This is a genomic window from Paenibacillus wulumuqiensis (genome assembly GCF_000971965.1).
Taxonomy (GTDB): Bacteria; Bacillota; Bacilli; order Paenibacillales; family Paenibacillaceae; genus Saccharibacillus; species Saccharibacillus wulumuqiensis.
Genome location: NZ_LAQP01000001.1, coordinates 727,169 through 741,586 on the forward strand (window position 1 = coordinate 727,169; position 14,418 = coordinate 741,586).

The following is a 14,418-nucleotide window of genomic DNA, read 5'->3' on the forward strand; positions in this document are numbered from 1 at the left end:
TTATAAGGCTTGTATGCTGCTTACATCTTCTGTTATACGCAGTACCATCGATGCAGGTTCTGCACCGAAGAAGAGGCTGTTATGCATGTAATGCTATTTACTATCACCAGGGAGTTGATCACTTGTTATACAAAGTACTTCGACAATGGAAATGGATATTGCTGCTGCTGTTACTGGCTGGTGCCGGTGTGGTGGGTTACTATACATATTCGGTTGTACAATTTGCGAACACCATCTCGGTAGAGCCTGATGACCCGGCCGGTGCCGACCAACAGGAGACAAATTTTCAGCTGCCCGAATGGGATGGCAAAGATCCTGTACATATCCTGCTGCTCGGTACCGATTCACGGGATGACGGCAGCAATGGCCGTTCGGACTCCATGATGGTCGCCACAATTGATCCGGTCAGCAAAAAGGCCTACCTGATGTCGATTCTGCGGGATACGTATGTAGAGATTCCCGGACATGGCCGCAGCCGGATCAATGCTGCATATTCCTATGGTGGCGCGCCGCTGGCCATGCAGACAGTGAGCCAGCTGCTGGGCGTTCCGGTGAACAGCTATGTCACTATTGACTTTGAAGGGTTCAAGGCGCTCGTCGATGAGATGGATGGCGTGGATATCGATGTCGAGAAAGATATGTATTACACCGACGGCGGCGATGGTCACCGCTATGATATAGACCTCAAGAAGGGCTACCAGACACTGGATGGCACTCATGCACTGCAATATGTCCGCTTCCGGCATGATGCGACATCGGACTTTACCCGTACCGAGCGTCAGCGCAAATTCCTGACTGCACTGGCGGCCAAAATGCAAAGCTCTACCTCGATTGTCAATCTGCCGGGCATTCTCAAAGCAACCGCTCCGTACATCAAGACCAATATGTCCGCTTCCACCATGCTCAAGCTGGCTGGACTCGGCATGGATGTCAATGTGAGCAAAACGGAAAAGCTGCAGATCCCTCCCACCCCTCTGCTGAGAGAAGAGGTTGTACACGGTGCAGCCGTACTGGGCGTGGATGAGAACGAACTGCGCAAGTATATTCAGGATAAGCTGTCGGAGACTGATGACCAGCTTGAGAATGATAAGCAGGCCGGGGATGAACAGACAGATGAACAGGCCAGTAAGCAATAGGACAGCACCATCCAAATAGAGTAAATAAAAGCGCCAGACGATGGATTTTGCAATCCCCAGTCTGGCGCTTTGTCTATGACTATTCCGCTCAAATAAATCAGCGGTTGTTCATCTGCTCAAATACCGTATCCAGTTCCGCCCGCGAAGCCGTGCGATTGCGTTCGGATGTTCCATACCCGATCTCATGTTCACCAGTGCGCAGACGCGCCAGAATCCCGTCGGCAAACTCGTCCACCGGCACACCCCATGTATGCAGACCCGATCCGCCTAGATCCGTATTGACACCGGGAGGCACGATCTCGATCACTTCGATAGATGTATTTTTCAGTTGATGACGCAGGGACAGGGTAAAAGAATGCAGCGCCGCCTTGGTCGCACAATATACCGGTGCGGATGCTTTTGGCGAAAAGGCCAGCCCCGAGGTCACGTTAATAATCGCGGCCGATGGCTGCTTTTGTAAATGCGGCAGCAGCAGTGTCGCCAGATGAATCGGTGCATCCAGATTGGTCGCGATCTCTCCCCGCTGATCCACCCATGATTCCGTGCCTTCCGTCAGGCTGTAATTGCGCTGAATACCCGCATTATTCATCAGTACATTCAGCTCCGGAAAATCGGTCACTATCTCATTTACCAGCCGAATGCGGTCTTCCTCACTCGCCACGTCGACTACACGGGTGTGCATTTGCGGATACTGTGCCTGTACTTCCTGCAGTCGGCTCTCCCGTCTGCCGCAGACGATAATCGTATTGCCTTCCTGAAGCAGACGCTCCGCAAAAGCCAGCCCGATCCCGGATGCACCGCCTGTAATAAGAATCGTATTTCCTGACATTTTCATAATATATCCCTCCTGTTGTATACTGCAGCCTAATCTTCTAAACTTCGGGGGTCTGGTGTAACCCTCATATTTTCATGCCGCCTGTATACGGCTTTAGAATCCTTTACCCCTGATCGGCGGATCGCTATCATTACCCTTGCTTATATCAAAGTCAAAAATACCACAGCAAAAAGCCCGGCTATGACAGCACAGCCGGACATATACGAAATAAACAATCTGCATACCCATTCCTATTCGCCATCCTCGAAGAGTATTCAGCCAACGAGCAGCGTATAGATAATCCCCGGTCCATGTACACCAATCGTCAGATCATTCTCAATATCCGACGAACGGCTCGGTCCCGAGATAAAGTGCATACCGGCTGGCAGGTTCTCCCGGCCGATCTCATCCATCGGAATGAGCAGCTCACCCAGCCTGGTATACAACCGATCCACCGGCAAAATAACGATACATACCGTCGGCAGCAGACTGACCGAACGTCCCTGCTGCGCTGCTGAAGTGACCATTACGGTACCTGTATAGGCCGCCGCGCCATCCGCTATGACTACCCCGATATCCGCCTCTGCTGCCCGGGCTGTCCATGCTTCATCCGGATCGCTGTTCCAACTGGAAATCTGCACATCCGGCAGACGCTCTTCCAGACGCAGCGCTGCCAGTTCCGGCTGCTGCTGTCGAACCAGATAACGTGCTCCCATCTGCATGGCGTGATCGGCAATAAATTCTGCCGCTTCGCCCATCGTCTGCAGACGAACTACATGACCGCCAACCTCTTGGAAATGGGTGGTGAATTTATCGATCCGCTGCTGCTCGCTCCACTGAAAGCCACTCCAGAATTCCGGCGCTCCCCGGTACGGATGTGCAGGCGCTTCCGTCATGCGCGGACGCCGCAGTCGGGTTGAGATATTATCCATAAAAGCCTGCTGGCTGATACGTGACTGTTCTTCCAGCTGCTGCAGCCAGTCAGGCGTTGATTGCGAATTATTCATGCTGACCTCCCGTAATCCCGCTCGCCCGGCGCTGACGCAAAATCTGCTCCATTCGATCCCGGGTCTGTGCATCCATCGGCGGGGCTGTACGCCTTGTTTCCTCGGACAGCTCCTGCCAGTGTTCACGGAACGAGTGATCTGCCATCGACGGGGCGACACGGTACGTATTCCAGCCTTTGAGCGGACCCATTTTGATCGTAATGCCTTTGTCATGCACGACCGGTTTCTGGGCGATGCGGCCCATTTTGAGTGCCAGTGCCAATCGCTTGGAGTTGGCCATCAGCACGGCGAATCCTTTCATGCCCAGCGATTCCCAGCGATTGCCGTGACCGCGCTCGACCTTGCGGCGGCGCAGATAGACGAGCATATCATGCAGTGGAATCTTGACCGGACAGGCTTCATAGCAGGCCCCGCACAGACTGGACGCATTGGCGATATCGTCCCACTCCGCGACATTACGGTTGAGTGCCGGTGTCAGCACTGCGCCGATCGGTCCGCTGTACGTACCCCCATACGAGTGACCGCCGATATGACGATAGACCGGACATACATTTAGACAGGCACCGCAGCGGATACAGTTCAGCAGTTCCTGAAATTCCGGATCACCGAGCTGCTCCGAGCGTCCGTTATCCACGATAATAATATGCATTTCTTCCGGCCCGTCGCCATCTGCGGTACGCTTGGGTCCGGTAATGCCGGACATGTACATCGTCAGCCGTTGGCCGGTTGCAGACCTTGGCAGCAGTGTCGCCATCACTTCAAGATCTTCCCAGGAAGGAATAATGCGCTCCATCCCCATCAGCGTAATCTGCGTTTTGGGCAGTGTGGTGACCATGCGGGCATTACCTTCATTTTCAAATAAAACCATCGATCCGGTCTCGGCAATGGCAAAGTTGCAGCCGGTCATGCCGATATCCGCCCCGAGGAACTTCTCACGCAGCTTGCGCCGTACATAACCGGCGAGAATGGTCGTATCCGGCGGCAGTTCCTCTCCTGCGTCTTCGGACAACAGCTCGGCGATTTGATAGCGGTTTTTGTGAATAGCGGGAATGACGATATGCGACGGGCCTTCTCCGGCGAGCTGGATAATGTATTCACCCAGATCACTCTCAATCGTCTCGATCCCGGCCAGTTCCAGCGCGCGATTGATATGCAGCTCTTCGGAGACCATCGATTTGGACTTAACGACCGACTCGGCCTGCTTATGACGGGCAATCGTCATGACGATATCCGTCGCTGCGGCCGTATCGGGGGCAAAGTGCACATGTACCCCATTTTTGCGGGCATTTTCCACAAACGTATTCAGGTAGTAATCCAGATGGGCGATCGTATGCAGCCGGATCTGACGACCGCGTTCCCGCCATTCTTCCCAGTTGCCATGCTCTGTAGCCGCAGCCTGCTTGCCGCTGCGCAGCCGTTCGGTCGTGAACTTGACGGCATTGCGCAGAAAGTCATTATTCAGCGCAACGTCGGCTCTTTCCTTGACGGTGCCCTGTGTAGATTGTGCCGGATTCATGTTACCCCCACCCCTTCGTACAGCAGCTCTGCCAGATGCATCACCCGCACCTGTTCACCCCGGTGCCGCAGATTGCCGGCAATATTCATCAGGCAGGCCATATCCAGTCCGACGAGTACCTGTGCTTCCGTTTCCTTGATATGATCTACTTTCTCCGATACCATCGCACCGGAGATATCCGACATTTTCACAGCAAAGGTCCCTCCAAAGCCGCAGCAATCCTCGGCAAAAGGCAGCGGGACCAATTCCAGTCCACGGACCTGGGACAACAGCGTCATCGGCTCTTCCCTGACTCCGAGCAGGCGGCTGCCGTGACAGGATGGATGATACGTAACCTTGTATGGAAAATGCGCGCCCACATCCGTAATTCCCAGCACCTGTACGAGAAACTGGGTGAATTCATACGTCTTGGCTTCCAGTTCATGGGCCAGTTGCAGCCAGTGGGGATCGTCCTTGAACAGCTCCGGGTAATGATGCACCATATAGGTACAGGAGCCGGAGGGCGAGACGACAAAATCGCTAGATTCAAACGCTTTCAAAATCGTTTTGGCCGCGGTCCGCGTCTCTTCCCAGTACCCGCTATTGTAGGAAGGCTGTCCGCAGCACGTCTGCACCGGCGGAAAGTCCAGCTGCACACCATGTGCAGCCAGCAGACGGACCATCGCTTCGCCCACACGCGGATAGATGGCATCGCTCAGACAGGTGATGAATAAGGATACTTTCATGCTGCACCTCTTTTCGCTCCATAATACACAAAAGATGGCAGTTTGCAGGGAGCCCGGCCGCCATCTTTTACTTTGTGCTTCGGTCATGATGCTGATATGGTACATTTGCTTAGACGATGGTAATTTTGAGTTCGCGCTCTTCCAGTTGGCGGATTGTCTCCTGGGGAAGGCGAGTGTCGGTGATCAGCCGATCGACCTCGCTGAGGTCCATCACATGGGCAAAGGCCTGGACACCGAATTTGCTTGCATCGGCCAGCAGGATAATCTGGTCGGCCATACCAACCATCTTCTGCTTCACCCGTGCCTGCAGTTCATTGGATTCGCTGATGCCGCGGTCCAGATGCAGTCCTTTGCAGGACAGGAACAGCTTGTTCACATAGTACGTATCCAGCGAACGTTCCGCCAGCGGTCCGACAAAGGACAGCGAACGCGGTACCAGCTGTCCTCCGGTGGAGATGACCTCGATCTTCTCTCTGGTACTGAGCTGGGTCGCCACGCGGATGGAATTGGTCAGCACGGTCAGCGGGATATCCGGCAGACTCGCTGCCATATACCATGCGGTCGTACTCGCATCCAGCAGAATACGGTCCTGCGGCTCGATGAGTTTGACCGCTTCCTCGGCGATGCGGCGCTTCTCTTCGGTGTGCATAATCTCCCGCTCCGAGAACGGGGTCTCCGGCTGTTCATCCTTGACGCTGACTGCGCCGCCATGCGAACGCTTCAGCAGCCCCTGCCGTTCCAGCCGGTCCAGATCACGGCGGATCGTCTCCTCGGTAACCTGGCAGCGCTCGCTCAGCTCCGTTACCCGCATACTGCCCTTTTCATTCACCAGCTTTACAATCATGTCATACCGTTCCGCGACTAACATAGTATCCTCAACTCCGAATCGTTATTGTACGGGAATCGCCGTCAACCGCAGGAAGCGTCCATAAGCGTCTTCCCATGCTTCCTGATCCTGCGGCTCATACACATCCACCGGAAAGGAATCACGGATAACGGCCCGGGCTTCCCGGATATCCCTGAATGTCCCCTGTGCTATCCATTGTACCGCTAAATTGCCAATCGCGCTTCCCTCTGCCGGTCCTGCCCATACCGGGCGTCCCAGTGCATTGGCGGTCCACTGGCATAACAGACGGTTCTGGATGCCGCCGCCGACCATATGCAGCCCGTCGAACCGCTTGCCCGACAGCTGCTCCGTCTGCTCCAGTACATAACGATATTTTAATACGAGACTCTCGAAAATACAGCGGGCTACCGCACCATAGGTATCCGGCAGCTGCTGTCCGGTATGACGGCAGTACTGGCGCACGCGTGAGCGCATATCCCCGGCATGCAGAAACAGCGGATCATCCGGTTCAATGAAGGAAATAAACGGCTCCGATCCGGCCGTATGCTGAATCCATTCACTATAGGAAGCATGGTGACCGTCGCGCTCACATTCCCTTTTATATTCCTGAAAAATCCATAGGCCCATAATATTTTTGAGCAGCCGATACGTGCCGTAAGCGCCGCCTTCATTGGTAAAATTCAGCTCGCGTACGCGCTCGTTAATGACCGGTTCACTGACTTCCGTTCCCATCAGCGACCAGGTCCCGCAGCTGAGATAGGCAAAGGAATCCGACAGCGCCGGAACCGCCACCACCGCCGAAGCGGTATCATGCTCCGCCACCGCTGTCACCGGAATGGCAGGCAGCCCCAGATCGACCATCAGCGAAGAGCGCAGATGTCCTGCCGGCGATCCCGGCTGTACCGGCCTGCCAAACCAGGAGGACGGAACACCGATATGCGACAGCAGCTTGCGATCCCAATCCTGCTGGCGGGCATTATACATCTGGGTCGTCGTCGCATTGGTGAATTCATTGATCATCTCGCCGGTCATGAAATAACGCAGCAGATCCGGAATCATCAGAAACCGCTCCGCTTCCTTGAGCACCGGCGAACCCGCCTGTCGCATCGCTGCCAGCTGATATAGTGTATTAAATGTGAGAAACTGAATACCGGTCGCTTCGAAGATCTGCTCTGCCCCCAGCTCTTCCTGCATTTGCTCCATCACACCGTGGGTATGCCAGTCCCGGTAATGAGAAGGGTTGGCGAGCAATTCACCCGTGCGTCCGATCAATCCGAAATCGACAGCCCAGGAGTCGATACCGATACTTTCCGGCAGCATTCGCTCCTGCTTGGCGATGACCAGTCCCTGCTGGATCTCATGATACAGGCGCAGTATATCCCAGTAGAGGCGATCTCCTATTTTCACCGGATCATTGCTGAACCGGTGAATCTCCTGTGTGACGATCCGGTGATCATTCAGTCTGCCGATAATTGCTCTGCCGCTGCCTGCTCCAAGATCATAGGCAAGGATGGTCACCAGCTGGCACCACCTTTGCCTCTCGCCAGAATCGATTGTCCGTAGCTGTCTGCCAGATACGCCTTCATCGGATCGAGCGGCAGTCCCTGTTCTTCACGCACTGCATGCAACAGTGGTGTCACATCAAATTCGAATGCGCGGCGCACCGCATCCTCGGCCCCCAGCACATCGTTGTTGGCCTGGGCTTCCGCCACTTCGCGGTGATCGATCAGCAACGCCTTGGCATACTGAGTCTGCACGTTCAACACCGAACGGATCATCGCCGGAATCTTCATTTCAATATTATGCGACTGGTCGATCATATAAGCGATATTGTTTACCGCCTGTACGAGCCGGTCTTCTCCACTGTCCGCCGCATCCAGAATCTGATAGAAGATCAGGAACAGCTCATACGGGTTGATCGAACCGACGATCAGATCATCATCGGCATATTTGTAGCTATTAAAATGGAACCCGCCGAGACGGCCTTCATCGATCAGATAGGAGACGATATGCTCCACATTCGCGCCCGGCAGATGATGCCCGGTATCCACCAGCACATGCGCCTGCTCACCCAGCTTGACCGCATAATTGTAGGCCATGCCCCAGTCGGCAATATCGGTATGGTAAAAGGCCGGCTCGAACGCCTTGTATTCGATCAGCATGCGCATATCCGGCGTCAGCGCGCGGTACATCTCGCTCAGTGCTTCGAGCATCCAGTTTTTGCGTTTGCGGATACTGCCCTGGCCGGGGTAGTTGGTACCGTCGGCAAACCATAGACTCAGATCGCGTGAACCGGTTTCTTTGGCCACATCGACACATTCCAGCAGATGGTCAGTCGTTTTGCGGCGGATCGCCGGATCGCTGTTGGTGACACCGCCGAGCATGTATTCTTCTTCCTGGAACATGTTCGGATTGATCGCACCGATCTTCAGATTCAGGCTTTCCGCATGACTGCGCAGCTTGCCGTAATCTTCAACTTTGTCCCAGGGAATATGGATCGCTACCGATGGGCACAGACCGGTTACCTTATGCACCTGGGCAGCATCCTCCAGCTTTTCAAATGGGTCGCGTGGTACGCCTTCTTTCTGGAACACTTTGAACCGGGTACCCGAATCGCCGTATCCCCAGGATGGCGTCTCGATTTGTAGCGCTTTCAAACGGGATTTGATCAAATCCAGATCCATCCCTCTGCTTTGCTGCTGTTCCTCAAATAGAGCATAAGCTTTGTCTGTCATGCCATATCCTCCTCCATAAGTGGTGCCTAGACCATGCTATCTGTTCATTCTAACATTATCTGGTAAATGCTGCCGGTACGCCACCATCGATGGTCAGCATACAGCCGGTCGTCTTGGCTGCTTTGGAAGAAGCAAAGTAGGCAACTCCTTCCGCGATATCATCCGGATAAATATTCACGAGCAGTGTGGTGCGCTTGCGGTAATGTTCTTCCAGTTGATCCGGCTCGATTCCGTAGGCGGCTGCCCGTTCATTGCGCCAGTTGGAATTCCAGATCGCCGAGCCTTGCAAGATGGCATCCGGCAGAATCGTATTGACCCGGATACCGAATTCACCGCCCTCGGTAGCGATACAGCGGGCCAGATGGGCTTCCAGCGCCTTGGCTGAGCTGTAAGCGGTCACATTTTTACCGGCATAGACCGAGTTTTTTGAGCCGATGAATACCATACTGCCGCCAAGTTCCTGCTCTTTCATGATTTTAAATGCTTCGCGAGCGACCAGGAAATACCCGGTTCCCAGTACATTCATGTTCAATTCCCATTCCTTGAGCGAGGTCTCGTCAAATGGACTTGATGTGGCAAGACCGGCGTTGTTCACGATAATGTCCACGCCACCGTAGGCCAGAGCGACTTCGGCGTAGGCATCTTGTACCATCGTCTCGCTCGTCACATCCATTTTGACAGCCAGGGCACGGTTCGCTCCATAGCTGGCATTCAGTTCATCCGCCACCTTCTGTGCGCCTTCCAGATTGAGATCCGCCAGTACGACATGGGCGCCTTCGCTGACCAGACGGCGGGCGGTGGCACTGCCGATTCCGCCGGCTCCACCGGTGATCAGGGCCACCTGGCGCGAGAACTCCGCTTCGGCCGGTGCCAGTGTGAGCTTGTACAGCTCCAGCGGCCAGTATTCCACATTATAGGATTCCGATTCACTCAGGGATACGAACTGTCCGAGTGCAGTCGCGCCGCCCATGACGGCAATCGCCCGGTGATACAGCGCTCCACTCACCAGCGACATCGCATGACTCTTGCCGGTGTTGATCATGCCGATGCCCGGGATCAGGATTACGCGCGGAGCAGGTTCGAACATAATATCGCCTTCGTTCCGGTTGCGTTCAAAATATTCCTGATACTGCTGCTTATACGTGTTAATTCCCTGAATGACTGCCTGCTTGAGCCCTTCGACATCATCAGTAGACGGTGTCCAGTCGATGAACAGCGGCGTCATTTTGGTATGTACCAGATGATCCGGGCAGGCTGCACCCACCTGTGACAGCCGGGCGGAATCCTGTCCATTGACAAATTCCAGCACATCGTCCGCGTCGTCAAAAGTCAGAATCATCCGCTTGCTGTCACTCACTGCGCCGCGTACGGCAGGCATAATGCCGGCGATCAGCTGCTTGCGCTCCTCTGGAGATAGCGACTGTACTCTGGCGCCGCCGAACAGCGGTTTCTCCTGCGCTTTGCGGGCGATATATTCTGCTGCCTGGTTAATGATCTCGATCGTCTTGTTGTAACATTCTTCCTGTGTCTCTCCCCATGTGACCAGACCGTGCTTCTCCATCAGCACCAGTTCGGCACCCGGATGATCGAGCACACCCTGTGCGATCATTTTGGAAAGGGTAAAGCCCGGACGGATATACGGCACCCATACGAACTTGTCACCGAAAATTTCACTCGCGATCTGCTTGCCATTGTCTGCACAGCACAGGCTGATGATGGCATCCGGATGGGTATGATCGACATGCTTGAATGGCAGGAAAGCGTGAAGCAGTGTCTCAATGGACGGACGCGGTGCTCTGGCATCGATCATGCAGTTCGCCAGATAAGCAACCATCTCTTCATCCGGCATCTCATCCCGTTCGAACAGAGGACGAATATCTTCCATCCGCAGACCGGTAAAATGCTGCGCCTTCATCGAAGCCAAGTCGGAGCCGCTGCCTTTGACATACATCACTTCAATCTCACGGCCGCGAAAATCCTTGACCATGCCTTTGGTCGATGTGTTGCCTCCGCCCCAGTTGCATACACGGCGATCCGAGCCGATCAGATTGGAACGATAGACCAGCTTGTCCACACCCTCCTGAATAGCAGCGGCTTTCTGAGAATCCCATTGATTAGGTATCATGCTTCATCCTCCAGTATATAAAGTTGGTTGTACTGATCAATTACCTGAAATTGGATTGCTTATGTGTGCAGTATATCACTTTTGTTTTTGTTTGAAAATACATAAGTCAAAAATAAACAAATATAATATTAGGATATGATAACGCTTAATCAAACGTTAACAAACCGATATAGCGTTCGACCTATTAACAAGTTCATTTTTGTGTTCTTTATTGTTCTATGACTGTGTTTTCATTTTCCACAATCGGGTAATGAAAGAAGGAGCAATACTACAGACTAGACCCACTAAGGAGGAGATCATCATGACAGATCAAGACAAAAACATGGAAAACCCGAACTCTGAAGATACACTAATGGAGAAAACAAGAAAAGAGAACGGTGCAAATCCTGAGACACAAGCCGATGAATGGGAAGGCAAGCCTTCTCCAAAATCCGCCGGTGACGAAGACAAAGATTCCGACAAATAAATAGCTTTATTCTAAAAGTTAAAAAAGCCTTCCGGTGTAACTTGGCCGGGAGGCTTTTTCTTGCTGTTTTACGGTTTGTTTCTCTATTTAGCCTATGAGTCTTATTCCATTTGCAAGACTGGTATGCATGTTACCATAGTACAGCCATTCTTGTTGGAAGCCGAGTTTGCTTCAGTATGGTGCCTGTTATGCAGCAGTCTGTTGTTCTTTGTTTCTGACCATAGCCCGGCGAATCAGCTTCTCCAGCTCCATCAATACCAGTGCAGCAGCTGCCAGTCCGGTAGCAATCGCCCATTCCTGTACACCAAAGCTGTCAGGGATCGAGAAGATTCCGCGTACGCCCGGCAGCAGTGTAATACCGTACAGAATAAAACACAGTACTACAGAGCCGATTACATACTTATTGCTGAACAATCCGGCTTCGATGGCACTCTGCACATTCGAGCGAGCGGCAAATGTCTGGAGTGTGCGCGCCAGAATCAATGTGGTAAATGCCATTGCGACACTCATCTCCGGTGAATGCTGCAGTCCGATATACTGGGACACAATAACGGCGACACCGATGATCAGGCCGCGTGTAATGACCGCTCTCAGCGTGCCTCCAGCGAACAGTCCCTCATTAATATCCCTCGGCTTGCGGTCCATGACACCCGGCTCTTCCTTTTCCATACCAAGCGAGATCGCTGGCAGGGAGTCATTTGCCAGATTAATAAACAGCAGCTGGATCGCGGTGAACGGATTAATCCAATTCATGACCAGTGCGAAAATAATCGCGATAATCGCACCCAGATTACCGGCAAACAGGTAGGCAATCGACTTTTTGATATTATCGAATACCGTCCGGCCGACACTGACGGCGTTGACAATGGATACAAAGTTATCATCGGTCAGGATCATGGCCGCCGAATCCTTGGCCACGTCGGTACCGCTGCCCATAGCGACTCCGATATCAGCCTGCTTGAGCGCTGGTGCATCGTTGACACCATCTCCGGTCATGGCTGTAATTTTGCCTTTTTTCTGCCAGGCGCGTACGATCCGGATTTTGTTCTCCGGGGATACACGGGCATAGACGGAGATGTTCTCCAGATTGCGATCCAGATCTTCATCGGACATTTTGTCCAGTTCCTGACCGGTTACGGCGATATCATTATCGTCCATCAGACCGATATCCCTGCCAATCGCCTGGGCGGTTGTTTTGTGGTCACCGGTAATCATGATCGTGCGAATACCGGCCCGCTTGGACTGCTCGATCGAGCCATATACCGCTTCGCGAGGAGGATCGATCATCGCGGTCAGTCCAACCAGAATCAGTTCCTGCTCGTCCCCGGTACCGACGGTAGACTGATCATTGGGGAGGTTTTTGTATCCGTAGGCGAGTACGCGTAGTGCCCGACTGGAAAAGTCTTCATTCGCTTCGAACAGACGCTGGCGGATCTCCTCATCCAGCGGGACTACCTGCTCTCCCAGCAGCACATGGGTACAGCGGCCGATCAGCACATCCGGTCCGCCTTTGGTTAGCAGCATTTTCTGGTTATCAAATGTATGCACTGTGGACATCAGCTTGCGGTCCGAATCAAACGGAATCTCGGCTTCGCGGGGAAAGCTATCCCGGATCTCGGTGTATTTTTTGTTCTTTTTGTTGCTGAAGGCAATCAGCGCCACCTCGGTCGGATCGCCCATTTCCTTGCCTTCTTCATCAATATTGGAGTCATTACAGAGTACGGCGATATGAACGAGCCTGCGCTCTCCCTCCGACCATTCTGCCGGATTATCCGGAAAATCATCCCGGCTGCCGTCCGGCAAATAATAATCGACGACCGTCATCTTGTTCTGGGTCAGTGTACCGGTCTTGTCCGTACAGATGACACTGGTGGAACCAAGCGATTCCACGGCAGGCAGGCGTCGGATAATCGCATGCTGCCGGGCCATCTTGTTCGTTCCGGCAGATAATACGATCGTCACGATGGACGACAGTGCTTCCGGGATCGCAGCGACAGCAACCGCTACAGCGAACATTAGCGCTTCCAGAATCGCTGCGGTCGTATCCACCGTATCTGCTGAGAACCAGATGCGGGCCGCTTCCACGGCAAAAATCAGAATACAGAGCAGTAAAATGAACACACCGAGCTTTTTGCTGAAGCTTTCCAGCTTGCGCTGCAGTGGAGTCTGCTTGGACTCGGCACTCTCGATCAGCCCGGCGATCTTGCCAATCTCCGTTCTCAGTCCGGTGCCGGTAATAACGGCAGTTCCGCGTCCGTAGACGATCAGCGCACCGCTGAAGACCATATTTTTGCGGTCGCCAATCGGTGATTCTTCATCGATTACACGAATATGTTTTTCGACCGCTTCCGATTCACCGGTCAGCATGCCTTCGTCGGCTTTGAGACTCTCCGACGTCAGCAGCCGCGCATCCGCAGGGACAAAGTCTCCGGCATCCAGCTGGATAATGTCGCCGCGTACCAGCTCCCTGGCAGGCAGTGATTGGCGTACGCCATCACGCAGTACTTTGGCTTCCGGCGCGGACATCTGTCGCAGCGCTTCAATGGAACTCTCGGCTTTGCGTGTCTGCACTACACTAATGATCGCATTCAGGATCAGTACGAAAATAATAATGCCTGCTTCCACCACATGTCCCAGTATGATCTGTACGATCGAAGCGATTAGCAGAACCACCACCATCGGATCTCTCAGGTTCTCCACGATCAGCTTCCAGGTGGGTGTACGCTCTTTGCCCTTCAGCTCATTGTAACCGTCCGTTTCAAGGCGCTGCTGCGCTTCCTGTGAAGTTAAGCCATTTTCAGTTGTATCTGTCTCCTGCAGCGCTTCCTCCACACTCGTCCGATAAAATTCCACTCACACCACTCCAGTCCTCATAATGTGGACGAACAGACTCCCGTCTGGTCTCCCATTTGCAGCATGTACGACAAGACGTATGATCTTCACCAGTCATTATGTATATGTTTTTATATCCTCTAACAACTGGTTATCTATACTATGTTTTACCCGTTGAAATGTATTTGGTCTCAAAAAGAAAGTGTAGATTTCAT

Annotated in this window: 11 protein-coding genes; 2 read left to right on the forward strand and 9 right to left on the reverse strand. The window is 53.3% G+C overall.

Features of this window, described 5'->3' with window-relative positions; translation table 11 throughout:
* Nucleotides 1-122 precede the first annotated feature (122 nt).
* Nucleotides 123-1,136, forward strand: a complete 1,014-nt coding sequence (locus WH45_RS11250; RefSeq protein ID WP_046214409.1) for an LCP family protein — start codon at nt 123-125, stop codon at nt 1,134-1,136.
* Between the two features lie 97 nt (nt 1,137-1,233).
* Here WH45_RS11250 and WH45_RS11255 read toward each other — a convergent pair whose 3' ends face one another.
* From WH45_RS11255 to WH45_RS11290, 8 genes are all read right to left on the reverse strand, one after another.
* Complete coding sequence (locus WH45_RS11255) at nt 1,234-1,971, reverse strand: SDR family oxidoreductase (protein WP_046214410.1); 738 nt, start codon at nt 1,969-1,971, stop codon at nt 1,234-1,236.
* Between the two features lie 254 nt (nt 1,972-2,225).
* Entirely contained in the window at nt 2,226-2,957 is a 732-nt protein-coding gene (locus tag WH45_RS11260; RefSeq protein WP_046214411.1) for a LutC/YkgG family protein, read from the reverse strand.
* On the reverse strand, nt 2,950-4,473 hold the full coding sequence (locus tag WH45_RS11265) for a LutB/LldF family L-lactate oxidation iron-sulfur protein (protein WP_046214412.1): 1,524 nt from the start codon (nt 4,471-4,473) through the stop codon (nt 2,950-2,952). The genes WH45_RS11260 and WH45_RS11265 overlap by 8 nt, the downstream gene beginning before the upstream one ends.
* Nucleotides 4,470-5,198, reverse strand: a complete 729-nt coding sequence (locus WH45_RS11270) for a (Fe-S)-binding protein (protein WP_046214413.1) — start codon at nt 5,196-5,198, stop codon at nt 4,470-4,472. The genes WH45_RS11265 and WH45_RS11270 overlap by 4 nt, the downstream gene beginning before the upstream one ends.
* Nucleotides 5,199-5,307: 109 nt before the next feature.
* A complete protein-coding gene (locus WH45_RS11275) occupies nt 5,308-6,066 on the reverse strand; it encodes a DeoR/GlpR family DNA-binding transcription regulator (protein WP_046214414.1) in 759 nt (252 codons plus the stop codon).
* A 21-nt stretch (nt 6,067-6,087) separates the two neighbouring features.
* Entirely contained in the window at nt 6,088-7,563 is a 1,476-nt protein-coding gene (locus WH45_RS11280; RefSeq protein ID WP_046214415.1) for a rhamnulokinase, read from the reverse strand.
* Nucleotides 7,560-8,780: an L-rhamnose isomerase gene (rhaI, locus tag WH45_RS11285; protein WP_046214416.1), complete on the reverse strand. Its 1,221-nt coding sequence runs from the start codon at nt 8,778-8,780 to the stop codon at nt 7,560-7,562. The genes WH45_RS11280 and rhaI overlap by 4 nt, the downstream gene beginning before the upstream one ends.
* Before the next feature lie 55 nt (nt 8,781-8,835).
* Nucleotides 8,836-10,905, reverse strand: a complete 2,070-nt coding sequence (locus WH45_RS11290; protein WP_046214417.1) for a bifunctional rhamnulose-1-phosphate aldolase/short-chain dehydrogenase — start codon at nt 10,903-10,905, stop codon at nt 8,836-8,838.
* Between the two features lie 301 nt (nt 10,906-11,206).
* On the opposite strand from WH45_RS11290, the gene WH45_RS23755 reads away from it, so the two are divergent.
* Nucleotides 11,207-11,371 (forward strand): hypothetical protein, encoded by a 165-nt coding sequence (locus WH45_RS23755; protein ID WP_200897677.1) that lies wholly within the window; start codon nt 11,207-11,209, stop codon nt 11,369-11,371.
* A gap of 186 nt (nt 11,372-11,557) precedes the next feature.
* On the opposite strand, the gene WH45_RS11295 is transcribed toward WH45_RS23755, so the two are convergent.
* Nucleotides 11,558-14,224, reverse strand: coding sequence for a cation-translocating P-type ATPase (locus WH45_RS11295; protein ID WP_046214418.1), 2,667 nt, complete (start codon nt 14,222-14,224; stop codon nt 11,558-11,560).
* Between the last annotated feature and the right edge of the window lie 194 nt (nt 14,225-14,418).